The sequence below is a fragment of the Porphyromonadaceae bacterium W3.11 genome, assembly GCA_030434245.1.
Taxonomy (GTDB): Bacteria; Bacteroidota; Bacteroidia; order Bacteroidales; family Porphyromonadaceae; genus Porphyromonas_A.
The window spans coordinates 22411-46589 of sequence record JAUISX010000006.1 but is presented as its reverse complement, the minus strand read 5'-3'; the positions used below and the strand labels follow the sequence as shown (position 1 = coordinate 46589).

Here is a 24179-nt window from a genome sequence, read left to right as displayed (position 1 = left end):
CATCAAAAGGTTATTTTCTGCTACACTTTCTGCTACACTAATTTTGTACATAAAAAGGATCTACTATTTTTCTGATCTGTAGAACCTGCCAAGCCTCTCTACGATGCTCAAATTGGCAGGTCGTTTTTGCATGGTGCTGTCGCTATTCAAAGCGTATAACGTCTCATTTCTTGTCTCCACGCTTTCTCTTAACTCCCCATTTCGTTCCACATAGAGTTGCGTAGGTGGGAGTATCAGCTGTTCCCTTTTTTAGTGGCAAAGGTAGTATTGGGCATCGGCTTCGTCAAGGTCAATGCCCTTCTGGTTTGTTGCGGAAATCTCCAGCCCCACTTGGGGTAGTATTTCCGCACAAAACCTTGTCTCTGCCTTTGCCCTCTACCTTTTCTCTGCCACAAAAAGGGATCAGCATACTCCGACCTTTGGACGCAAAAAAAATGTCACTATGGATAAGATGAAAGTAAATAAGCAACAGACAATGAAAGAAAAAGGGAATTGCTCCTCCTCTCATTACCGCAATAATAGTGGGATAAGTGAGGTAGCGACTAAGTTTGTGACTTGGGAGTCCAACCCATTGGAGAGCCTTGCCGAGAGCAAGGTGTACCAGCTAAGGGTAAAGCTGAATAAAGTCGGACTGATGAGCCGTGAGGAGAAGAATTGGCTCGCTGAAGCAGTGAATAGTAACAGCTACTTCCGCACCGCCCCGCTTCAAGTCTACAGATTTGACTTCCTTGATGTCCTCAAGAAGTACCTCGTCAATCAGTATGGACATTGGGCAGAGTATTACGCCCCTGACCGCACCAGTCTGAGAAATCTCCTCATTGGACAGGTGAACCACATCGTAGAAATCCCTAAGCAGTAATCACCCACGAAAGTAGAAAGAGATATGAAAGGTTCAGAGCATTTCACCAGAGTAATCACGGAGTACCTCAATCAGAGGGCTATGACCGACCCTCTATTTGCCTCTAATCTAACAAAGGAGCATAAGAGCATTGAGGAGTGTATTACCTCCATTCTCACCGAAGTCTATAAGAAGTCATCCAAAGTCGTGGAGTCTGCAACTCCACCACCGAGTACCACGACCAAATCGTGAGCCTTGTCCAACACAACATCGGACAAATCACCCAGCGACTGACTGCCTAAAACGAAGAAACTTAACTTGACAAGTTTTATGCCTATGGTTACGACACACATCAGTTTGGGCTTACCCATCACAGGTTTTTCAATACTAACCCGATGGAATAATTGACAAAAGCAAGGAGGATACACAACAAAAAGGTTATTCAGTATTGCACATTGTCATCGGTGGGAACATTCACATCACGTTATCCGAAAAAGATGCAAATTGAGTACACAGTCTCCTCAATTAAATCAATATAAGTGAGAAATCTTAATATATAACGTTCGTGCTGAAAATATAGATTTTTCTTTATATTGATTTCTTTATATGTGTCATGTAAATTACTACACCCTCAACCCATACATGCTAAAGATGGCGTTGCTCATATTCCATTAGTCATTGATCTATAATGTATTATCTCTTTTCAATTTCCCAGCCTTTCAATTAATGTCGTCATTAAAATTGTAAATTATCTAAATCATCTGAGCCCTCTTCATTTGCTTCAAATTGTTCAGAAATAATATCGTTTTCAAGCTTTTTCTTAATTGCGAGAACAGCTGTTCTCCCTTCCTCCAAAATATTTTTGATTATTTCTTTAATAAATAAGGATTGATTTTGATTTGTTCCTATCCATCCTCCTTCTACAATAGTTTTAAATCTCGTATTATCTAAATATCGTCCAACATTTTCGTAACAAATAGCTTTTCCGCCACGTTCACCTTTAACACACTCATCCTTTTCTAACATTTTAATGTAATCAAGAGGTAGATACATTCCAGAGCTTAAGCCAACATTATCAGGGTCAAATTCTAACTTTGGGCAAATCTTAATAAAAAATGGATTCTCATTAAATCTATAATCATGTATAGATCCATTTCCTCTTGTTGATTTTAAGGATTGGATTATTAAATCCATTCGAGATATCTCTTTTGTAAATTGCAAATTAGGAAGCCTAAAAACAAATTTATCTCCTATCATTTCCATAGTTTTATATTGAACCATAATAAAGCACTTAAAATCTTCATTGAAATAAATTAAATCAGTTCCTAAATGTTCTTCTAATGGTAATCTATTTGCCAGTAAGACTGTGAGACGCGTTTTATCATTTTCAAATACTGAAGATGAATATTTTGTTGATTTGATTAAATCAAAGCCAGGAATGTTAGATAAATCATTTATTATCATAGAATCCTCCCGAAGTCTAACTTGAGAAATACCATCAAGAAACGATGAAGGCTTTTCGGTCTGATCATAATCCCACCCTTGTGCATTATCCTTATCTATCCCGGCAATATTCATCTCTGTTAACACAGCTTCCTTTTGCTCTGCTAAAGATTTTTTTACATTCTTAGAGAGTCTTGAAATCCTTAATTGCCTACTTTTGGAGTATTTATCTAAGAATGAAATTGTTTCAGGGGATTTTTTTAAGAATCCACTAAGAAATTCGTCAAAGCTTTTAGGAGAAAAGAGCCCACCTGAGTTTATCTTATTAATCAGATGCGATTTCACTCTAGAACCTGTAGTATTAGCTATCTTGATAGCAGAAACCGGATTCTTGAGCTCAAATATATTTTCTATATTAAGTCTTCGTAAGTCTGTTCCTGCACGTACGCCACGTTTTCCCAGTCCTATATGAGTTATTTTCTCAGATTCATTTGTAATAAAACAGACTAATGGAACATGCCTCGGATGACTAAACTCCGGGACAGGTTCGGCAAATATATCATATTTATTCTCCTGAAAGGAAAAATACCTGCTTTTATTTAAGATTAAAAAGTAACCTGCAACTTTTGACATAATTATTATTTATTATCCCTTATTCATTTCGACCTATAAGTCCAAATTTTTGTCTTTTACACTGCCAAATATCAACCTTTAACAGTGTAATACATAGCAACTTATACCTCACTGACATTCTGATATTTATATTTTACTGATTGCCAACATTCCCTCTAACTTACTTGCCTTATGACATTATCTTCCTGTTTATGATGCGATAAGCCCTACCTATCCTCTTTAAAGTAAGGAACAGTGCGTTTTACTTACTCTTAGAATAAGCAATCTCCTTACATGCCTTCCTATTGATTTTATCCGTTTCAGTCATCGGTATCGATGTGATGAGATAGATCTCTTTCGGTGTTTGGATAGACGGCAGTACACCCTTGATTTCTTCCTTGATCATCGGCAGATCGATATCACTATGCTTTTCTATCAGCATCACCAACCTCTCACCTAGTATATCGTCAGGAATAGAAGTCAGAGCAAATGGCAGGGGCAACACCCTACGGATCATCTCTTCTACCTTCTCTAGATGAATCTTGACACCACCACTATTGACTACATTATCTTTTCGCCCCTCTATCGTAAACGTGCCGTCCGAGGATAGGTCCGCAATATCATTAGTCACCAATACCTGTGACGAGATCTTAGGGGCATTGATGACCAGAGTATCATCCTCAGACAATGACAGATGTACACCTTCAAGTGGTGTGTAATAGTCGCTTCGATCAGAACCATTAACCCGTCTTAGCGCTATATGAGACAGTGTCTCAGTCATTCCATAGCTGCTATATACAGCACTCTTGAGAGTCTCCACATCTCTTTCGAGCTTCACTGGCACCACTCCTCCACCAAGGAGTATAATCTCCACATTATCCAATCTACTACGCTCTTGGTCCACCTCTAAAGTACAGCTAAGCTGCATAGGAGTCATGGGGATAAACCGAAAATCCTGCCCATCAGACACTGACGACATCGGATGAGACGATAGAGGAACGATGTACAGTTCAAGACCTGCCACAAGAGCTCTCACCACCATCATCATCCCAGATATATATTCCAGAGGAAGTGGAAGCAACACCCGATCTCCTCTCTGTAGATCAAAGTAAGTACAGGTCGCTACCGCACTTTGAATCATGTGCTTTTTTTCTACCTTAAGGACCTTTGGTGTCCCAGTTGATCCTGAGGTCTTCACCTCAATCGTAGGACTAGCATCAAACCACCTTTCAAGGAAAAGGGCCAAAATAACACTGCGATCATCAGTACTACACTGTAGTCCCCTTTTACAGTCCTCAGCAGTAAACTCTTCGCCCCTAAGGTATAGGATCTGCTCTACAATATTTGTAACAAATCGAGACATTTTTACTCAGATCAAATCATCATAATGGCAGGATTTCCTTAGTCGCCGGAAGTACTTCGAGAGGGTTAAACCACAACCGATCACCTTTAATCTCCAGTGGAATGGTAGCATTGTCCGTAAAGAGCTTGCCCGTCCCTAGCCCCTGAGGCATCTGCAGATCATGACGTTCAGCATACTGAGCGATAGCATTGAGACCCACATTGGACTCCAGCGCGGAAGTAATCCACCACCCGATTCCCATAGACCGTGCAATCCCTATCCACTCATTACATCCACTAATGCCGCCATGTAGAGAGGGCTTGAGGATGATGTATTGTGGTTTTAGCTCTTCGAGCAGTCTCACCTTATCATTATAGGCATTGACACCAATCAGTTCTTCGTCAAAACCTATGGGCAGTGGACTCTCAGCACACAGTCGTCTCATCGCACCATACTGACCTTGACGAATCGGCTGTTCAATTGAGTGTAAGTCCAATCCACTCAGCTGCTCCAGCCTGCTCAACGCTTCGTCGGGGGCGAAAGCACCATTGGCATCCACCCTCAGCTCTATCTGACTCCTGTCGAAGTCATGTCGTATCATCTGGAGTAGCGAAAGCTCCTTCTCGAAGTCAATAGCCCCTATCTTGAGCTTGATACACCGAAAGCCTTGTGCTATCTTCTCCTCGATCTGTTCTTTCATGTAGTCATAGTCCCCCATCCATATGAGTCCATTGATAACGATTCCCTCTTCACCTCTCGCAAAAGGGGTGTTCCACAATGCAAAGGACGAACACTCAAGATGTCTGACGGCTGTCTCCAGCCCAAAGAGCATAGAAGGAAAGGACCGTAATCCCTCCCGATCTACAATTTGCGTACGCAGTGTGGTCGCGACAACCTCTCGAAGTTTATCTGCATAGTCCGGAATATCATCACAACTAAGCTGAGGGAGCGGTGCACACTCCCCTATACCCACTGACCCATCATCCGAATAGAGGTATATATACCACAGCTTACGCTTGGTATATATACCTCTGGAGGTACCTGCAGGGCGAATGAATGACAGCTCTGCAGGTATTACCTCTCCCTTTATTATCCTTTTCATTTAGGGTAGCTTGGGATATTGTTTGAAGTTTGGTTTTCTTTTCTCCAAAAAAGCCTGCTTACCCTCCTGAGCCTCATCAGTGAGATAGTAAAGCATTGTAGCATCACCAGCAAGCTCTTGTATACCCGCCTGTCCATCCAGTTCAGCATTAAGTCCGGCCTTGATCATGCGTAGTGCCAGAGGACTATGAATCATTATCTCTTCAGCCCAAGCCACATACTCATCTTCGAGCTGGTCTAGAGGTACTACCTTATTCACCAGTCCCATCTCCAGTGCATCCTGTGCACTGTACTGACGACAGAGGAACCATATCTCACGTGCCTTCTTCTGTCCTACGATCCTAGCGAGGTAAGATGATCCGAAACCGGCATCAAAGCTCCCTACCCTCGGACCGGTCTGTCCGAAGATGGCATTCTCCGATGCGATGCTCAGATCGCATACCACATGGAGGACATGACCGCCACCGTTGGCATAGCCATTGACAGCAGCAATCACAGGCTTAGGGATAGAGCGTATTTGCTTCTGCACATCCAAGACACTCAGACGCGGTACACCATCCTTTCCGACATATCCGCCACGCCCCTTGACATTCTGGTCACCACCTGATGAGAAAGCCTTATCTCCCGCTCCTGTGATCACCACGACACTAATATCTGGATCCTCACGACATATACGCATTGCATCGCTCATCTCCGCAGTTGTCGTGGGCGTAAAGGCATTGCGGTAACGCTCACGATTAATCGTGATACGTCCAATCCCTTCGTAGTAATCAAAAATAATCTCTTCGTACTCTTTGATGACCTTCCAGTCTCTTTTTGTGCTCATTTGTATATCTATATTATAATTATTATTGTTATTATTTTAGTGAATGGTAGTAGTCCTTCAGTATTCTCACATCTGAGTCCTTGTCTGTAAAGACTTCTACAAATATAGGCTTATCTGCTTGTATAGACAACAGTCTCTCCGTTGCATCCTGTAGCTCATTAGACGAATGGACTCCATGGTACTCAAATCCCAACTGCTCTGCCCACCCTTGTGCTGATGTCGTGTGTGATGCCGTCACAAAGGCATGCGTACGCTCGGTTATCTCTAGTCCTGGCAAAGCCTGAAAGATCTCGCCCCCTCCATTATTAAGCATCATGATCCTGAGGTTAGGTTTAACATAACTATTCCATAGACCGTTCATATCGTAAAAGAAACTCAAATCCCCAATCAAGCATACATTCATCCGATCAGATGCCGCAGCAAAACCCACGGCTGTAGAAAGAGACCCCTCGATACCACTGGTCCCTCTATTACAATACACATCATTGCCCTCTGCTATCTCAAATAGCTGTGCATACCGAACAGCAGAACTGTTACCCAGATGCAAGACGGCATCATGGGGTAAATGTTTCAAAAGATTTTTTACTGCAAACATCTCTGAGTACCCAAAGTCAAACATCGCCCCCTTTCGCTTCACATCATCAGAGCGTTGCCACCAATAACGGGTGTACGGCTTCTCGTGCGTATGTGTATCTTCGATAACCGCGAGTATATCCTCAGCCGGCACCTCTGCTACTATCGTCTGACAAGCAAAGGTATCCACTACACGCCCTTCACGTGACACATGGATATGATGAGTAGGTGGATAACTTCGGATCAGTTTCTTCAAGCGCTTAGAGACGATAGACCCACCATAAGTAATTAATACATCAGGTGCAATTTCACTTTTACGATCCGAAGGATAAGCATAGATCACCTGATCAAAATTGTCGATATGTCTTTGTCCATTGAGATTACCTATTTGCTCAGAAAGGATCAGTGCATTTTTCGGCAAGGTTGCCTGGTTATTAAGTTCATCCTGTCCCTTGATAACCATCAATCGCTCAGCAGAAGATATGATGTCACACAAGTCCTGTTCAATACAATCATATCGTCTGATGACACGCACAGTAGGAAGAGACTTCTCCGTAAATCGAAATAGAGGCTCCGATATAGGCACATTAATATGTACAGGTCCACAGTCATGATGAGTGCTCTCGAGGAGTGCTTCATTAATAAGTCTATTGCAGTACCATTCATCCTCTGCTGTTTGAACCTCAGGTAGATCGACAGACATCCTTACCAGAGTGCCATAGACCATAGGTTGCGGGAGTGTCTGACCGTCCATCTGACCAATCCATGCACGTGGACGATCGGCCGTGATGACGATAAGCGGCAGCTTACGGTAAAAAGCCTCCGATACCGCAGGGTGAAAGTTGAGAGCTGCGGACCCCGAAGTGCAGCAAATAGCTACAGGCCGCTTCGTCTCCAGGATGCGTCCGATAGCAAAGAATCCCGCACTACGCTCATCCGTTATAGAGTAGCAACTGTAATCCGAATCCTGAGACAATGAATGAACGATCGGAGCATTACGACTACCAGGACAGAGGACTACTTCATTGACCCCATGAGCCTTGAGCAATGCACATAGATGAATAATTTTTTTTTTGTCGGAGTACATCTGTTATTTCTATTTTATCAGAGAGAGCAAAGTATTAATCTTATCATTTGTCTCCATCCACTCATCATTGAGATTAGATGATTTCAGGAGTCCGCCACCGGCATACATGTGTATCTGTGGGCTGTTCGGGGCAGACTGCAAGCATCTAAGATTGACATAAAAATTGATTTCGCCTTGTTTTTTCGGTCCCAAAAATCCCGCATAATAACTCCGATCCATTGACTCATGATCTAATATAAATTGCTTAGCCTGCTCTTTAGGGAGTCCGCAAACAGCGGGTGTTGGATAGAGTGCTTCAATAAGTTGGTGAAGGGGCATCGAATTAGGAAACCGAAAAGTAAAATCGGTCTTCAGATGCTTGAGATGAGCTGTCGCGAAGCTGTATGGATCAGACCTCTGAAACGAAATACCAAATTCAGTAAGTATATCGGAAATATAATCTGTCACGACCGCTTGCTCCAGCGTATTCTTACGACTCTTGAGGTCGTCGTCCATAAGCTCCACAGTACCCGCAAGTGATACAGTATGACAGGAACCATCACCACCACGCACCAGCAAAGGTTCGGGAGTCGCACCCATCCATATTCCGGTATATTCTGTACCGAACTGATAAACAAAAGCCTCTGGATAGGCGTGACAAGCCTTGACAAACAGATCGTCGGCCTCAAAAGGGCGATCTAATTCGACTGTATGCTTTCTCGCCAATACCAGCTTCTTATACATATCACAGTGCAGGGCTTCTATAAAGGTAGAGAAGTCCTTTTGGTATGCTGCAAATTCAGCCTGCACGTTCTTCTCCAGAGGATCGTACGAAAAGATCATAGGCAGAGCAAGATCATCCAATCTCACGACTTGCTCTTTTCCATGGATCAATATAAGAGGAGTATCAGAAGTGAGGGCAAACGGTGCGATAACAAAGCCTTCAAAATCATTTATCTGAACAAATGAATCAGCCACAAGCGGGGCATGCTCAGAGATTATAATATGTATAGTATCCTGATGAGGGAGCTTATAGTACACCCAAGCCCCCACTCGGGACAAGTCTTCATCTAAATTGACAAGCATATAATTTTCAAAACATTATTAGCATCCAATCGGTCCATTTATAGCCTAATGATCTATCAATCTGGGATGCTCTTCATATTTGATGTGGCACTAAGAATAGTGTATATCAGAATTCAAAGATAACCAATTAATACAAAAGTTACCTCCCACACCCAAAAATCATGCATGAATAAACGCATTTCAATAACTTCACAATACGAAGATCCAACTATCGGCGAAATACATATCTGAATTTGCCAGCTGACTTTGTGCTATCCTGAAATAGTGGACAAGCAGAAGAAGAAAAGTAATGGAAGAAAAAAGCACAAAAAGAATGAATCCTCAACATTCGAGGTATTATAGTAATGAATTTAGGTATCTCGTGGTAAATGATCTTCTCTGTACTGGAGATTCAGTAGTAGATGTAGCTAAAAGATATAAGATTGGCTGTGTTACACTTTATAAATGGTTGAGTATCTTTGGAGTAGAAACACCATCAAACAACCTAGTAAATGAAGAGGGTATGAGCAAAAGTGAGAAAGAATTACGACGAGAATTATTAGAGTTAAAGCGTGAAAACTCTCGTTTAAAAGTAGCGAAAAGAACAGCAGAGTTGGACGCATTATTTCACAAGACATTGTTGGAAAAAGTAGCAGAGAAGCATAATATAGACTTAAAAAAAAAGAGCGATTTGAAGTGATCGATACTCTCCTAAAAGGTTTTAAAGACCAAAATGGTCTGTTTAGTATCAGCGAGTTGTGTCTTCTAGCTAATGTTAGTCGTAGTGGCTATTATAACTACGATCACAGTCGTAAGTGTAAAGAGGAAGAACTGAGTGCTCTTTCAGGGTCCATCGTTTACTACTGTCACTATCTCAGACAAAAAGCTCATTTGCCCAAAGCTGGTGGAAATCAGCTTTACCAGCTCTGTAAAGAGTACTTTGGAGAGAAGATGGTCATAGGTCGTGATAGATTCTTTGATATTCTTAGAGCCAATAACTTATTGCTACGAGCTAAGAGAAAAAGAGGGGTCCCGAGAACTACGTTTGGTGTAGTAAACCACGGATTTGAGGACCATGTAAATAGGATGGTGAAATATATTCCACCAACCCACTGCCGTTTGTGTGTCTCAGATATTACGCACCTAAAGTGCTCCGAAGGTTTTGTTTATCTCTCCCTTACGATGGATGCGTATAGTCGTATAATCACGGGATATAGCCTACAACGTAACCTTACTACAAAAGGTTCTCACGAAGCCTTGAAGCAGACCGTGTCATTTTATGAAGGTCATTCCCTAGATGTTCGAGGTTTGATCTTTCATAGTGACCGAGGAAGTCAGTATGTATCCAAAGAGATGACGTCGTATGAAGCGAGTTTGGGTATCATAACGAGCGTGACACAGACAGGGGATCCACTACATAACTCAATGGCGGAACGCCTAAATAGTACTATCAAAAACGATTGGCTCTACGACTTTTCTTTATTGACCTTTGAAGAGACAGAAAGAGCCTTGGATAATTCGGTGTTAATGTATAATACAGCACGTCCACATAGTAGTGTGAGCATGGGGACTCCTATGCAGACGCTTATCGCGAACCACCCTAATCCATTAATATCTAATAAGATAGGGGGTGATAGTGGGAGCTCTGACATTCATCTATATGACGCACAAGCTGTGCCTACCCTTTGAATGGGTGGCACGCTTGTGTGGGGCACCCGTGATAAATGACTATATTTGTATACCCACCTAGGGATAATATATCGATAGTGTAAAGAACATCAGTTTTTAATTAATTTCTGTGCACTTTTTTCAGGAATAGCATAAAGGGGATGAAATTCTTCTCATAGGAAACATTTCTCCTTCTCATATGAAAAATATATTTTTCATATGAGAAGCATTTCTCTTTCATATAACTAAAAATCTCACCCACTTATCTTATTGAAAAAGAGCCTCTTTTTACCAAGAACAAATAGCAATAACACACTGTATTAAAGATAATTGTAATATATAAACAAGTCATACTTTTCCATCAAAGTGTGATCGCTTGTGAATAATATTATAGTCTTATAGCACAGCTTGGGTTATGCACTATAAATGTGTACCATATTTAAAGCGAAAAATTGGTACCTTTGTTATAAGGTATGTCAAAAGGTAAACACGATATGAAAGCTTGGCTTCAAAATAAGTGGCAGAGGATAAAAAGGGTTAATCCTTATCTTCTGGCATTGATCATTTTTTTGATCACTTTCGTCTTCCCGAGTGACTATAGCGTATGGAATCAAATCAAACTAAGCCGTAGGATCAGCTCTCTGGAGAAAGAGAAAAAGGAGCTCATTGAGAATATTGAAACGAATAAAAAAGGCTTAGAACAACTTCACTCTGACAAGTTAATGCTTGAGAAATTCGCTAGAGAAGAGTTTTTGATGAAAGAGAAGGACGAAGACATTTATATAATTGACGGAGATAAATGAAAAGTAGCAAAAAAATATCATCCAAATTTATTACTATCCTTTTTGTCATTGGAGCAATCTTAGTGGCAGTAGGAGCTATTATTTGGCTAGAATTAAAAGGGATAGCAGGATGGTTAGTGGCATCTGGAGGGTTATTAATGTCCATATCTTTTCTGATCATTGCCTTTCAGCAGGAAGAGAAAGAAAGCTTTAGGGCTAGGAGACTAGAACGCATGCAGCTCTTATCTTCACTATTATACTTCGTTTCTGGTGGGTTTATGATTCAAAAATCAGGTACTTGGCTTCCAATATTCATAATCGCTACAGTATTTTTCGTTTACTCTTCATTCGTCAAAGATTCCACAGCATCAAAATAATTATCTCAGCGTCAAATCATGGAAAATACAGACAGCAAGTTAGTAATCATTCCCACATACAACGAAATAGAAAATATCAGGGCTATCATAGAGGCAGTTCTTTCTCTTGAAGAAACTTTTGATATCCTAATTGTCGATGATAATTCACCAGACGGAACAGCCGACGAGGTCAAGCGTATGATGGCAGAGTACCCTAAAAGGGTGTTCATCCTAGAACGTTCAGGAAAACTGGGCTTGGGGACAGCTTATCTTGCAGGCTTTAAGTGGGCTCTCGAAAAGAATTATGACTACATCACTGAGATGGACGCTGACTTCAGCCACAACCCTAAGGATCTACCTAAACTCTATGAAGCATGTGCGTTGAAAGGTGCTGATGTAGCTATTGGTTCAAGGTATGTCAAAGGGGTTAATGTTGTGAATTGGCCTCTCGGAAGGGTCCTCATGAGTTATTTTGCATCCAAGTATGTAAGAATAGTTACGGGAATGAAGATCAATGACGCCACTGCTGGGTTTGTTTGTTATCGTGCGGAGGTACTTCGGACAATGCCTTTAGATGAGATTCACTTCAAGGGTTACGCCTTTCAGATTGAGATGAAGTACACAGCTAAGCTTTGTGGATTTAATATAGTGGAAGTGCCTATAGTCTTTGTAAATAGAGTTCATGGTACCAGCAAAATGAATAGCTCAATCTTTGGTGAAGCATTCTTCGGAGTGATAAAATTAAGATGGTGGGGAATGACTAAGACGTATCCTAAGAAAGGAAATAGAATGATAGAGGGTTAGTAGGATGGCACAGATATTAATAAAAAATTGCACTCTAATAAATAGAGGTAAGAAAGTTGAAGGGGCTTCAATACTCATAGAAGGTAACAGAATAGGACATATATATCATAACGAAGAGGAATTGCCTCACGTTGAGAAAACACTTGATGCTACGGGTCTTATCTGCATTCCTGGTGTTATTGATGATCAAGTTCATTTTCGCGATCCTGGTCTGACTCACAAAGGCGATATATATACCGAAAGCCGTGCTGCTCTATTGGGTGGTGTTACTAGCTTTATGGATATGCCTAATACCAAACCTCAAACTACTACACCTGAAGACTGGGTAAATAAAATGGCTATCGGTGCTGAAAAAGCATGGACTAACTATGCCTTTTACTTCGGGGCGACAAATGATAATACCCATTTCATAAAAGAGATGAGTAAAAATGAACACGTACCAGGGGTGAAAGTATTCATGGGAGCTTCCACAGGGAATATGCTGGTAGATAACGAGAGGTCTCTGCAGTCAATATTTCAAGAGACTAACGGCATCGTAGCCACACACTGTGAAAGCGAGGAGATCATTCGGAAGAACAAAGGAAAGTACATTGACATGTACGGAGAGGATCCTGATGTAAAGTACCACCCTAACATTAGGAGTCGTGAAGCTTGCATTGCTAGTAGCACTAAGGCGATAAACTTAGCAAAAGAGTCCAATGCCAACCTGCACATACTGCACTTATCTACAGCTGAGGAGGTAGAACTGATTAAAAATTCCCCTACACATATTACGGCAGAGGTCTGTGTACATCATCTATGGTTTGATAAATCTGATTACGATAGGTTGGGTACCAAAATCAAGTGGAATCCTGCTATAAAAGAGACTTCAGACAGAGATGCACTTAGGGAAGCGGTGCGAGATGGTGTTATAAGCATTGTTGCGACAGATCATGCGCCTCACTTAGCAGAAGAAAAGGAAGGCGGAGCCCTAAAGGCTGCATCTGGTGGACCTCTCATCCAATACTCACTACTAATGATGCTAGAGTTAGTCAGAGAGGGTATCTTATCACTTGAGAGAGTGGTAGAAGTGATGTGCCACACTCCTGCGGATAGATTTAAGGTAATTAATAGAGGGTACTTAGATGTTGGGTACTTTGCTGATATCACCTTAATTGATCCAAACAAATCATGGACGGTTGAGAAAGATAATATCGCAAGTAAATGTGGATGGAGTCCACTTGAAGGGCAGACATTCCATAATTGTGTACAACACGTTTTCGTTAATGGTGTTCTATCACTTGAGGATGGTAGAATTTTGGAAGAAAGTAAGGGATGTGCGATGCCGCTTACATTTAGCAAAGATCAATAAGTATGAAGGGGTCACAATGGTTTCTTAAGCCTATTATCCTAATGGCTTTTATCTTATTCGTGCCAAATCTATCTTTCGCTCAGATAGATATGGACAAACAGCTGAAGAATAGAAGAGAGAAGGAAGATACGTATGACGATTCAGATGCTGATCGGCACGGAGATAATATGACCTCCTTTTATCTGATGAAGAGATTAGGAGATAAGAAGTTAGCTTTTGTAGATACTATAAAGCTGAATTACTTTCATAGAGCCTTCATCGAAGGACTTAGCATAGCAGAATCCTACAATGGGACATATGCTTCGCCTTATCAATCTAAGATTTACTTTGATCGCCCACTAAATAAATGGGACGAGTTTTATTTCACGAATCCATACGAGCATCTCATTCATCGTGGAAAGCAGCAGCAATGGTATAATGTTAAGGTTCCTTACACATTTATTAAATACACTCAGGGAGGAGCTGATCAAAATAAAGAGCAGAACTTCAACTTTAAGTTCAGTTCTAATCTCGGTCCTAAGTGGACTTTTGGAGGGGATGTTGATATAGATTATGCTAACGGCTATTATGCATTTACAAAGGCAAAAAATATCACTTACCGATTGTTTGGATCCTACGAAGGGGATAGATACAAAGCATACGCATCTATCGGTAACACGAATACTATTAATCAAGAAAATGGGGGAATCACAGATCCTCGATTCATAACAAACCCAAACGACTTTGCCGATGGTAAAAGGAAACTATTACCAAAGGATATCCCTACTAAATATAAATCCACATGGAACAGGGTTGTATATGGAGAAGGAAGATTTCATCACAAATATAGTCTAGGCTTTTACAAAAAACTAGACGATGATGGCAATATTATTGACAATACTCAAAAGGTAAATGAAGTGGGTCCTCAAGAAGGAGGACAAATGTCTACTCCTCCACTTCCAGATATTAAAATACCTGATGAGACAGGTGCCGACCCCGAACTATTAGAAGCTCCTACCCCGCCAGAAGAGGTTACTGAGGAACTCGGGAAGGACTCTACCGAAACCAGTGATAAGAAGACTCTGGATTCAGAGGATGAAGAGAATGAGGATGAGCACTCACTCAATGATGTGCCAAGTAAACCTGATGATACCGAAGATGAACCACCACTAAAGGATAAAGATAAGGATGAAAAAATTGCCCCTCCAGTGAGAAAGAGAGCCGGAAAATCATCTGGTCAGGCTTTAACTGAAAATGATGATGAAAACGAGAATAAGGAGGAGAAGCCGACAAGGGTATTCATACCTGTGACGAATATATTCCATGATATCTCTTTCCAGAAGGGTCGTAGAAGTTGGGTTTCACAAGACCCTGTCTTCTCTGAGTTGTATCCTGATCCTATTATCCCAAGACCTAATGGAAGTAAGTTTTTCCCAAATGATCGTTTTTACGCGATGAAAATTTCGAATACCTTAGGTATAGAATTAATGGAAGGATTTCATAAGTGGGCAAAAATGGGTATCGCTGCCTTCGTGGCATACGACCATGAGGAATATAAACAACCGCTAATGAATAAGGATGATGCGGAAAGGCTGGAGGTAGAACAGGAAGTCATTAAAGAAAAACAAAACACCACATATGTCGGTGGTCGGATTAGTAGTAATTCTTTTAAATACTTTAAGTACTACATATGGGGACAAATAGGAGTAGCCGGTGCACAAGCTGGTGAAATGGAAATTAGTGGCGAGTTGACTACGAGCCTAAAGATTCTTAAGAAGGACGTGGCCGCAAGAGCAACCATTGATATCCTAAACACTCCCCCATCCTACTTCCTCCGTCACTACAAGGCTAGCATCCATGAGTGGCAACAGGAACTGGATATGATTCAGGTCATGAGACTCGGAGGGGAACTTATCGTTCCTTTTACGAAGACAAGGATCCATGCTAATGTTGAGACCCTACAAAACCCTATCAAAGTGAATGAAAAAGCTGAACCCGAACAGGTAAAAACGAACTCCAGAGTGCTAGCAATAGGGCTTGATCAGAAGCTATCATGGAGTATTCTGAATTGGGAGAATAATGTGGTCTGGCAAAAATCAAGTAATGACAATATCACTCCACTCCCAGAATGGGCTATATACTCCAACTTTTACATTCAGACATTAATTGCTAAAGTGATGACCCTTCAACTCGGAGTGGATGCGAAATGGCATACTAAATATTATGCACCTTACTACGAACCAAGTACTCAGCTATTTATGCCTCAAGATAAGGTACAGATTGGAGGTGAAGCACCTCTACTCTCTGCGTACGCTAATGTTCACCTAAAGCGTGCACGATTTTTCGTGAAGTATTACAACATTGGAGCCCTGGTGTTCAGGCCCAATTATTTCTCTATGCCTTACTACCCACTTTACCCACCACTCTTTAGGCTTGGTATAGCCATAGATCTTCGAAATTAAATATATGGCATTGACAGATAGAGACAAAAGAAGAATTATTAGTAGCGGAGTATGGATATTTACTATTGCTCTTATTCTGTGGGCATTCTCCTTTTTCACTAACAATCGAAAGAAAATTGTAGTAGATGATCATCTGATAAATGTAGGTGTTGATTTATTTCCACATGAATTTGGAATAGATAGTATAGGATTGATTAGAGGGAATCAGATGCAACTCATGACTATACTTCTCCCTGATGATTCTCTTGAATGGGTGCCATTTAATACAAGAGGCGAAGCTATCCAAGCCCTTAGGAATAGAGAAATACAGATTTATGCGACCTCCCTTCCCTACTCTGCTAGAAATAATTATCCTGGTATTACCGCAACAGAATGGCTCTACCACTCGAGGTTTTCACTTCTTTACCATTCAGAAAACAACGATTGGGAAAGCAAGTTCACTGGTAACGAAGAGGTGATCGTAACTATATCTGAAGAGGATAAAGTGGCAAAAATAATGCTAGAAAATCTCAGTGAATTAAGCTATCCAGCCATCAAGATAGACGAGAGGAATGAATCACCATTACAGCTAGGCATACTACTTGTAAAGGGCGATATAGATTACTTAGTATGTAATAGCAAATTAGCTACATCCATTGCCGAAATGGATTCCACCCTACACCTTTCAAAAAACATAACCATTGACACCCAGCAAGTCTGGTTGGTTAATGAGAAAGACACCCTGCTACTCAAAAGGCTCAATAAAAGAATCCTTGAGAAAAGGAATAGCCCTGAGTGGCAAAAGATATTTAAAAACAATTAGATATAAAATCACATTGGAAAGTAATAATAATATTTCTTTTTACGATTTTGGACTCGATCCTAACGTATTAGATGGGTTAGATGCAATGAATTTTAAGAAGCCGTCCCCCATCCAAGTTGCATCCATACCACATATACTAAATGGGAAGAACGTAATCGCTTGTGCCCAGACTGGGACAGGCAAGACAGCTGCTTTTTTATTGCCCATCCTCAGCGAATTAGCTACGGGAGAATATCCTAGTGATTACGTCAATGTCATCATTATGGCTCCAACAAGAGAGTTAGCACAACAAATCGACCAACAGGTGGATGCTTTCTCATACTTTGTTGGGGTTAGTGCAGTGCCCATCTATGGAGGTACAGGAGGAGTTGAATGGGAGCAACAGCGAAGAGCTCTTAAGATGGGGGCAGATCTAATCATAGCGACACCTGGGCGGTTGCTCTCTCATATAGGACTGGACACCGTAGATCTATCAAGAGTGAGCTTCTTCGTCCTCGATGAAGCGGACCGAATGTTGGATATGGGATTTCATGATGATATCCTAGAAGTGTATAAATTACTTCCCCCCGATGTTCAGACCATCATGTTCTCAGCAACCATGCCTGATAAGATCAGAAAGCTAGCAAAGCAAATCGCAAAGGATGCAGAAGAAGTAAATATCGCTATTTCAAGACCCCCAGAATCCATCGATCAGAGCGTTTATTTCTGTAACGATGATGATAAGTTAGGACTATTAATTGAGATATTCAAACAAAAGAATCCAAGCAAGTGTATCGTATTTTTTGCCTCAAAGGATAGAGTCAAGCAGGCAAAGAAGCTGCTCTCCATGAATCAATTTAAGGTGAGTGAGATGCACTCAGACCTAGGACAAGAGGAGCGTGAAGGGGTGATGCGCAGCTTCAAGGCTGGACACATCAATATCATCGTCGCTACAGATATTATCTCTAGAGGCATAGACGTTACTGACATCGGCTTGATTGTAAACTTTGATGTCCCAAGCGACCCTGAAGATTATGTGCATCGTATTGGTAGGACTGCTAGAGGTGACGAACAAGCAGGAGCCGCAATCACTCTTGTGAACAATAAGGACAAAGCTCGGTTTATTGATATAGAGGACTTTCTCGGCTATACTCTTACTCGTAATCAATTACCAAAAGGGTTTGCCGAACAAAAGGAAAGTCAGCCCCGTCAATCATCTGGAAGGAAAGGCGTTCATAAGTCTAATAATCAACAGAATAGACAACAAAAGTCATCTAGTAATAGAGCTGAAAGTGATAAGACTACTAATGAACACCATTCACCCAAAAGAAAAAAGAAGAATTGGGGCAGGAAAAAGAAAAGTAATCAAGAGAGTAATAAAATATGAGCCATAAGATAGCATTTAACATTCAAGACCTTGAGAGAATTAAAGACCATTTATCAACACCTCGTAATATCGTATTACTTGGACACGTTTCCCCTGATGGAGATGCGTTAGGCTCTACTTTAGCACTATCAAGATTATTACAAAAACTTGGACATCAGACATCTGTTATCTATCCGACTTCCTTTGCCGAAAACCTCTCTTTTTTGTCTGGTGCTGTTGATGCTATCATCGCAAAAGATAACGAGAAAGAGGCGAAAAGACTCCTTAAAACGTGTGATACCATCTTCTGCATGGACTTCAATGAAGCTAAGCGTGTTGAGTTTTTGGCTAATGATGTTACCTCATCATCAGCATTCAAGGTTTTAATCGACCACCATCTTCATCCATCCGACTTTGTTGATATTATCATCTCTTATCCATCTCTCTCATCCACCTGCCTTTTAGCATACCAATTGATAGAAAAGATAGGGTGGAAAAGATACATGGACAAAGAAATAGCAGAAGCAATATATACGGGCATGATGACCGATACTGGTGGATTTAATTACAATTCTGGAGACCCAAAGATATATACAACCATATCAGAACTCCTAGATTTAGGAATTGAGAAGGACAAAATTTCGAATCACATTAATAGGAGCTTCTCCATTGATAAAATTCGCTTGAACGCTCATCTTCTAAATAATAATCTAACTTTTTTTCCTCAATACCGTGCGGCTATTATCACTATAAGTATGAAAGAGAAGCAGATGTTTAATTATCAAGTTGGAGATACAGAAGGTATTGTTAATGAGCCATTATCTGCTAAGGATATTGACTTTTCGATATTTCTGCATGAGATGTCTAAATACACTAAGATTTCTCTACGCTCCAAAGGATCATTTCATACAAATGAATTTGCCAAAAAGTTTTTCAATGGAGGTGGACATTGCAATGCATCAGGTGCTGAAGTCTATGATTCAATAGGTGGAGTATATAAGATGGTTTGCGAAGCCCTTAAGATTATGCACCCTACGAATAAGGATAAAGAGTAAGTCATGCAGGTGAATGAAGAACGTTTGCTGAACTTTCGTTCGGATCCTTTATGGGATCCTGCGAAGATTAGTCATCAGCACCCTATAATTATCGCAGGTCCATGTAGTGCTGAGAGTCCGGAGCAATTATTGACCACAGCTCGTGAATTAAAAGCTGAGGGGGTGAATATCTTTAGGGCTGGAGTTTGGAAACCTCGCACGTACCCCAATAGCTTTGAAGGTATTGGGGAGGAAGCTTTATCTTGGTTACAAGAGGTAAGAGCACAAACTGATATGTTAGTGGGCTGCGAGGTCGGTACCATGTCACAGGCAGCATTGGCTCTAGAGTATAAAATGGATTATATATGGATAGGTGCACGCACCACATCCAGCCCGTTCGCCATTTCGGAATTAGCTAGTTTACTCAAAGACTCAGATATACCTATTATAATAAAGAACCCTCTTTCACCCTCATTGGATCTATGGAAGGGAGCGATCATTCGCTTGATAAATGCAGGACTTTCTAAGATTGCAGTCCTACACCGAGGTTTTGATATGGGTAAAAAAGAGGAACTGCGTTACCCTCCTCTTTGGGACGAGGTAATTAAGTTTAAGAAAATGACGCCCGGCATCCCCTTCTACTTTGACCCAAGCCATATCGCTGGGTCTAGGGAATTTCTACATCCATTGATTCATAAGGCCATGAGTCTAAATTATGATGGCTTTATGATTGAGTCCCACCACAATCCTGAGGTCGCATGGAGTGATGCTAAGCAACAAATAACTCCCAGAGAGATCAGCCATCTAATCAATACCCCAGCTTCTCCAGAAGATATTATAAATCTCTATCGCAAGGAACTAGACCATCTGGATGATGAGCTGATCAGACTGATTTCAAAACGTCGAGAAATAAGTAAGGCCATAGGTGAAGTCAAAATAGCTAACAGCTACTCCCCTTTCCAACCCGAAAGGTATAGACGGACTAAGAGTCTCTTCAACCAGCTATCCGAGAAATACGATGTTCCAACCACTTTAAGCCAAACCCTTTTCGAGGAGATTCATAAGGATTCTACCTCAATTCAAAAGCAAATACAGATAAATGATGAAAATAAATGATAGTTATATTAAGTTGTCTCACGTACGCTTCTTTTCTCATCATGGTGTAATGCCTCATGAGAAAATCACTGGAAATGACTTTGAGATTGATCTCACAGTACACTTTTCTGCTGTAACAGCGATGAAGAGTGGCGACCTTGATAAGACCATCAATTACGCACTCATCTATGAAATCCTCAAAGAGGAGATGGCGACCCCTACTCCACTCTTAGAGGAGGTTTGCTATAGGATCCTGAAAAATCTCAATATAAGATTTCCGCAGATTACAAGTGCCGAGATTACTCTAACCAAACTGATGCCCCCAATCGCTGGATTCCAAGGAGCTGGAATATCATTCACGGCAGAAGCATCCTTCTAAAAATCGGATATCAAAGGAATTTCTCACACCAAAGATTGAACTTATTCACCTGATCCTGTCCATGCTTTGCCATCCCTTTGGAGATCTGAGCGATCGATTTCTTTTCAGCGGGATCACCACTTTTTGAGAAAAAACAGTCTGCAAAGCAGACCACCTGCTCTTCCAAGGATACAGGAACCATCTCCCTATGAGGCAGCGGTAGTCCTCGCCTCAGAATGGCCTCCAACGACAGGCCTACTCCAGTATGTCGCTCGCAGACTAAAGCATGTAGTGGCAACCCCTCCATTGTCAGGATTTCAGAACCAATAACCCCATGTCGTATATAAGGCTCTTCCCCCATACAGCCTATCCCCGGTGCATGACACGCAAATACACCTATATCATGCAACATAGCACCCTCATAGACAAAGCTTCTATCCAGATCTAATTCTGGATGATTATCCACTATTTCCAGTGCCATCTCTGCGACACACTCACTATGCTTTAATAGAATCTTAAATGCCTTTGAATCACGATTATAATACCTTAGTAAAAGTTTTTCAACTAAGGCTTTTGATTTTCTCAATTTATTAGCTTTCATAAACTCGACCTTTACAAAAAACTCCCCTATACCTTGAAACAAAAGATATAGAGAAGTCTTATTATATATTCACAAAGTTACTGGGTGCTTAGGACCCACTTTTATTGTAGTATGAGGTAAGCTCTACCACAACACGACCTACTTTTAGATTACCAGTAACCTTTAATGGGATTTGGTATTCATCTCTTGAAACCCATACTGTTACTGCATCTTTCTTATTCTCGAACGCTTCATCCTGAATACTTAAGATAATTATAACAGTCTCCACTTTAGACCCGTCAGGTTTCTTAAGCACCTCAGTACCTCCATACTGACATTCAGTATAAACTTGAGAGCGACCTATTGGGATTACAATTCTCTTGCCATTAATAGATGCTTCAGGATTGGTTAAGTCAAAGCCCCTCACGAAAGCAAGAGTAGAAAGCATATCAACCACCTCTATCTCATTAGGATTATAAGTATAGACTGTATCTACTTTTACTCTATCTGGGACATACGCTTTCACAGAAGCACGGATAACACTTGGTGAATGCTTAAATGAAATCTCATCAAACATTATATAACCGTCATCATTTACCCGCTTTTCAAATCTCAATGGCTTACGATTACTTGAGTATAACGTTTCAAATGTATCTCTTAGGCTATAAAAGGCATCACCTATACCTACGGACCTGAACGTCAACTTAGAGAAATACTGCTGACCTGAATTGATCTTTTTATTATATAGCTTTGCTTCACCTACTTTACCACGAATGACGCCCCACTTGAAGATCAATTTATACTCAAACGTTTCGTCATTATTAAATACTGTCGAGGACGACAATACGTTCTTTTCCTGTGCAGAAACCACATTCGGGAAACCGACAGTAGCTACTATTAATAGCAGAATAAATTTGGCAAACTGCCTTCTATTATATTTTATCATACATTTAATTCTTATAAAATAAGGTCGCCTGCCACATACAGATCTCACCTAAGTATTAGATGCTAAAAGGAGGGAAAAGATAAAATTCACCTCCTGTGACATCACTATTTTTGGGTTTTCGGTATACGATCAAACCCTGTATATGGGCGTAAAGCCACTGGAATATTTATTCCATCTGGGGTTTGATTATTCTCCAATATGGCAGCCACTATTCTAGGCAATGCCAGTGCACTTCCATTCAAGGTATGGCAGAGTTCGGTTTTCTTCTGCTCATTACGGAATCTACACTTCAAGCGATTAGCCTGAAAGCTCTCAAAATTAGACACAGAACTCACCTCTAGCCAACGCTCTTGAGCCGCTGAATAGACTTCGAAGTCAAAGGTCAATGCCGAGGTAAAACTAATATCACCTCCACAAAGTCTTAGAATACGGTATGGCAATTCCAACTTCTGCACTAATCCCTCAACGTAAGCAATCATCTCTTCTAAGGATTGGTAAGAATGATCTGGGTGATCAATACGCACAATCTCAACCTTATCAAATTGATGAAGTCTATTTAACCCCCTAACATCCTTTCCATAGCTCCCAGCTTCCCTCCTAAAGCATGCTGAATAAGCTGCTAACTTGATAGGAAACTCCTGTGCATCCACGATCACATCTCTAAATATGTTGGTTACCGGAACCTCTGCAGTAGGGATCAAAAATAAGTTATCCAAAGTAGCATGATACATCTGTCCCTCCTTGTCAGGCAACTGACCAGTACCATATCCACTATTCTCATTCACCATATAAGGTGGCTGTATTTCCAGATAACCTGCTTCACGAGCATTATCAAGGAAGAAGTTAATCAGTGCTCTTTGAAGACGTGCTCCATAGCCTTTATAAACAGGGAAACCAGCACCGGTAATCTTTACACCCAATTCGAAATCAATCAAGTCATACTCTTTCGCTAGCTCCCAATGTGGTAGCGGGTCAAAACCCTCAAAGGTAGGCACATCACCTGCACTCTTCTCTACCACATTATCCTCAGCTGTTCGGCCTTCTGGAACAGAAATATGTGGCACATTTGGTAACTCCACGATCAATTGGTGCAATTGCTCCTCGAGTGCTTTCTTGGTCTCTTCTAGCTCCTTCGCTTTATCCTTCAGAGATGATACTTGAGCCTTTGCACTCTCAGCATCCTCTCTCTTCCCCTCACGCATTAGGAGACCGATATCCTTCGATATCTTATTTTGCTGTGCTAGCAAATCATCTAATTGGCTTTGCGAGGTACGACGCTTTTCATCAAGTTCACGGACCTTTTCGATAGTCTCGCGAGCATCCACCCCTTTTATCCTTAGTCTCTTAATCGCATCATCAGTCTCCTCAAGGAGATATTTAGTCGTCAACATAAATTAATTGCACTTTACTTGTTACCCATTGTACTTAATAATAATTCCCAGAACAATGGTTCATTCACAACAAGACAAAGATAACGATTTTTCATTTACTTATAAGAGTCAAATACAATCATTCTTTATTGATTCTTTCAGAGAACTATTTCCTATTTCGTGTAGAGCCCAAAAGATTCATCGATCTAAAGTACGCTTCCCGTCAAAAAGAGAGCAATCATCGAAATAGAGTAGTGATTTATTAGAGAATCTATAACTTATCAAACACAGTAACCATCTCTAAGAAAATAAGTTGTTGTTATTCAAATTTCTGGGCAAACATAGTGTGTGTCTCAAACAGCGTACGCAACCTTCAAAAAT

At 40.9% G+C, this 24179-nt stretch carries 22 protein-coding genes and 1 pseudogene; 14 read left to right on the top strand and 9 right to left on the bottom strand.

What is annotated here, in order from left to right:
• Positions 1-292: 292 nt before the first annotated feature.
• Both QYZ87_09765 and QYZ87_09760 read left to right on the top strand, forming a co-directional pair.
• Positions 293-859: a hypothetical protein gene (locus tag QYZ87_09765; protein MDN4754799.1), complete on the top strand. Its 567-nt coding sequence runs from the start codon at positions 293-295 to the stop codon at positions 857-859.
• A gap of 24 nt (positions 860-883) precedes the next feature.
• Positions 884-1030 (top strand): annotated as a pseudogene (locus tag QYZ87_09760) (Cas9 inhibitor AcrIIA9 family protein).
• A gap of 543 nt (positions 1031-1573) precedes the next feature.
• Here QYZ87_09760 and QYZ87_09755 read toward each other — a convergent pair.
• From QYZ87_09755 to QYZ87_09730, 6 genes are all read right to left on the bottom strand, one after another.
• On the bottom strand, positions 1574-2914 hold the full coding sequence (locus QYZ87_09755; protein MDN4754798.1) for a hypothetical protein: 1341 nt from the start codon (positions 2912-2914) through the stop codon (positions 1574-1576).
• Positions 2915-3155: 241 nt separating this feature from the next.
• Positions 3156-4256, bottom strand: a complete 1101-nt coding sequence (locus QYZ87_09750) for an AMP-binding protein (GenBank protein MDN4754797.1) — start codon at positions 4254-4256, stop codon at positions 3156-3158.
• 19 nt (positions 4257-4275) lie between these two features.
• Complete coding sequence (locus QYZ87_09745; protein MDN4754796.1) at positions 4276-5337, bottom strand: o-succinylbenzoate synthase; 1062 nt, start codon at positions 5335-5337, stop codon at positions 4276-4278.
• Positions 5338-6162, bottom strand: a complete 825-nt coding sequence (menB, locus tag QYZ87_09740) for a 1,4-dihydroxy-2-naphthoyl-CoA synthase (protein ID MDN4754795.1) — start codon at positions 6160-6162, stop codon at positions 5338-5340.
• Positions 6163-6193: 31 nt separating this feature from the next.
• Entirely contained in the window at positions 6194-7822 is a 1629-nt protein-coding gene (gene menD / locus QYZ87_09735; protein MDN4754794.1) for a 2-succinyl-5-enolpyruvyl-6-hydroxy-3-cyclohexene-1-carboxylic-acid synthase, read from the bottom strand.
• Between the two features lie 9 nt (positions 7823-7831).
• Entirely contained in the window at positions 7832-8887 is a 1056-nt protein-coding gene (locus tag QYZ87_09730; protein ID MDN4754793.1) for a chorismate-binding protein, read from the bottom strand.
• A 289-nt stretch (positions 8888-9176) separates the two neighbouring features.
• Here QYZ87_09730 and QYZ87_09725 point away from each other — a divergent pair, with 289 nt between their 5' ends.
• The 12 genes from QYZ87_09725 (at position 9177) to folB (ending at position 20923) form a co-directional block, all read left to right on the top strand.
• Positions 9177-9566 (top strand): transposase, encoded by a 390-nt coding sequence (locus QYZ87_09725; GenBank protein MDN4754792.1) that lies wholly within the window; start codon positions 9177-9179, stop codon positions 9564-9566.
• Complete coding sequence (locus QYZ87_09720; GenBank protein ID MDN4754791.1) at positions 9563-10555, top strand: IS3 family transposase; 993 nt, start codon at positions 9563-9565, stop codon at positions 10553-10555. Before QYZ87_09725 ends, QYZ87_09720 begins: the two co-directional genes overlap by 4 nt.
• Positions 10556-11007: 452 nt before the next feature.
• Entirely contained in the window at positions 11008-11337 is a 330-nt protein-coding gene (locus QYZ87_09715) for a septum formation initiator family protein (GenBank protein MDN4754790.1), read from the top strand.
• Positions 11334-11693, top strand: a complete 360-nt coding sequence (locus tag QYZ87_09710) for a hypothetical protein (GenBank protein MDN4754789.1) — start codon at positions 11334-11336, stop codon at positions 11691-11693. The genes QYZ87_09715 and QYZ87_09710 overlap by 4 nt, the downstream gene beginning before the upstream one ends.
• Before the next feature lie 18 nt (positions 11694-11711).
• Entirely contained in the window at positions 11712-12476 is a 765-nt protein-coding gene (locus tag QYZ87_09705) for a polyprenol monophosphomannose synthase (GenBank protein MDN4754788.1), read from the top strand.
• A gap of 4 nt (positions 12477-12480) precedes the next feature.
• The gene (locus QYZ87_09700) at positions 12481-13827 is read left to right on the top strand and encodes a dihydroorotase (protein MDN4754787.1); all 1347 of its coding nucleotides are present in this window, start codon (positions 12481-12483) and stop codon (positions 13825-13827) included.
• A 2-nt stretch (positions 13828-13829) separates the two neighbouring features.
• Positions 13830-16268 carry a putative porin gene (locus tag QYZ87_09695; protein MDN4754786.1) on the top strand — a complete coding sequence of 813 codons (2439 nt, stop codon included), beginning with the start codon at positions 13830-13832 and terminating at the stop codon, positions 16266-16268.
• A 4-nt stretch (positions 16269-16272) separates the two neighbouring features.
• Positions 16273-17070, top strand: a complete 798-nt coding sequence (locus QYZ87_09690; protein ID MDN4754785.1) for a hypothetical protein — start codon at positions 16273-16275, stop codon at positions 17068-17070.
• 85 nt (positions 17071-17155) lie between these two features.
• Positions 17156-18436 (top strand): DEAD/DEAH box helicase, encoded by a 1281-nt coding sequence (locus tag QYZ87_09685; protein MDN4754784.1) that lies wholly within the window; start codon positions 17156-17158, stop codon positions 18434-18436.
• Positions 18433-19470 carry a DHH family phosphoesterase gene (locus QYZ87_09680; GenBank protein MDN4754783.1) on the top strand — a complete coding sequence of 346 codons (1038 nt, stop codon included), beginning with the start codon at positions 18433-18435 and terminating at the stop codon, positions 19468-19470. Before QYZ87_09685 ends, QYZ87_09680 begins: the two co-directional genes overlap by 4 nt.
• Before the next feature lie 3 nt (positions 19471-19473).
• A complete protein-coding gene (locus QYZ87_09675) occupies positions 19474-20565 on the top strand; it encodes a bifunctional 3-deoxy-7-phosphoheptulonate synthase/chorismate mutase type II (GenBank protein MDN4754782.1) in 1092 nt (363 codons plus the stop codon).
• A complete protein-coding gene (gene folB / locus QYZ87_09670) occupies positions 20549-20923 on the top strand; it encodes a dihydroneopterin aldolase (GenBank protein MDN4754781.1) in 375 nt (124 codons plus the stop codon). Before QYZ87_09675 ends, folB begins: the two co-directional genes overlap by 17 nt.
• Positions 20924-20933: 10 nt before the next feature.
• Here the strand turns inward: folB and QYZ87_09665 are convergent, their stop codons facing one another.
• The 3 genes from QYZ87_09665 to serS all read right to left on the bottom strand — a co-directional run bounded on the left by QYZ87_09665 (position 20934) and on the right by serS (position 23819).
• Positions 20934-21503 carry an HDIG domain-containing protein gene (locus tag QYZ87_09665; GenBank protein MDN4754780.1) on the bottom strand — a complete coding sequence of 190 codons (570 nt, stop codon included), beginning with the start codon at positions 21501-21503 and terminating at the stop codon, positions 20934-20936.
• Positions 21504-21591: 88 nt separating this feature from the next.
• Positions 21592-22428, bottom strand: a complete 837-nt coding sequence (locus tag QYZ87_09660; protein MDN4754779.1) for a DUF3108 domain-containing protein — start codon at positions 22426-22428, stop codon at positions 21592-21594.
• A gap of 104 nt (positions 22429-22532) precedes the next feature.
• A complete protein-coding gene (gene serS, locus QYZ87_09655) occupies positions 22533-23819 on the bottom strand; it encodes a serine--tRNA ligase (protein MDN4754778.1) in 1287 nt (428 codons plus the stop codon).
• Positions 23820-24179 lie beyond the last annotated feature (360 nt).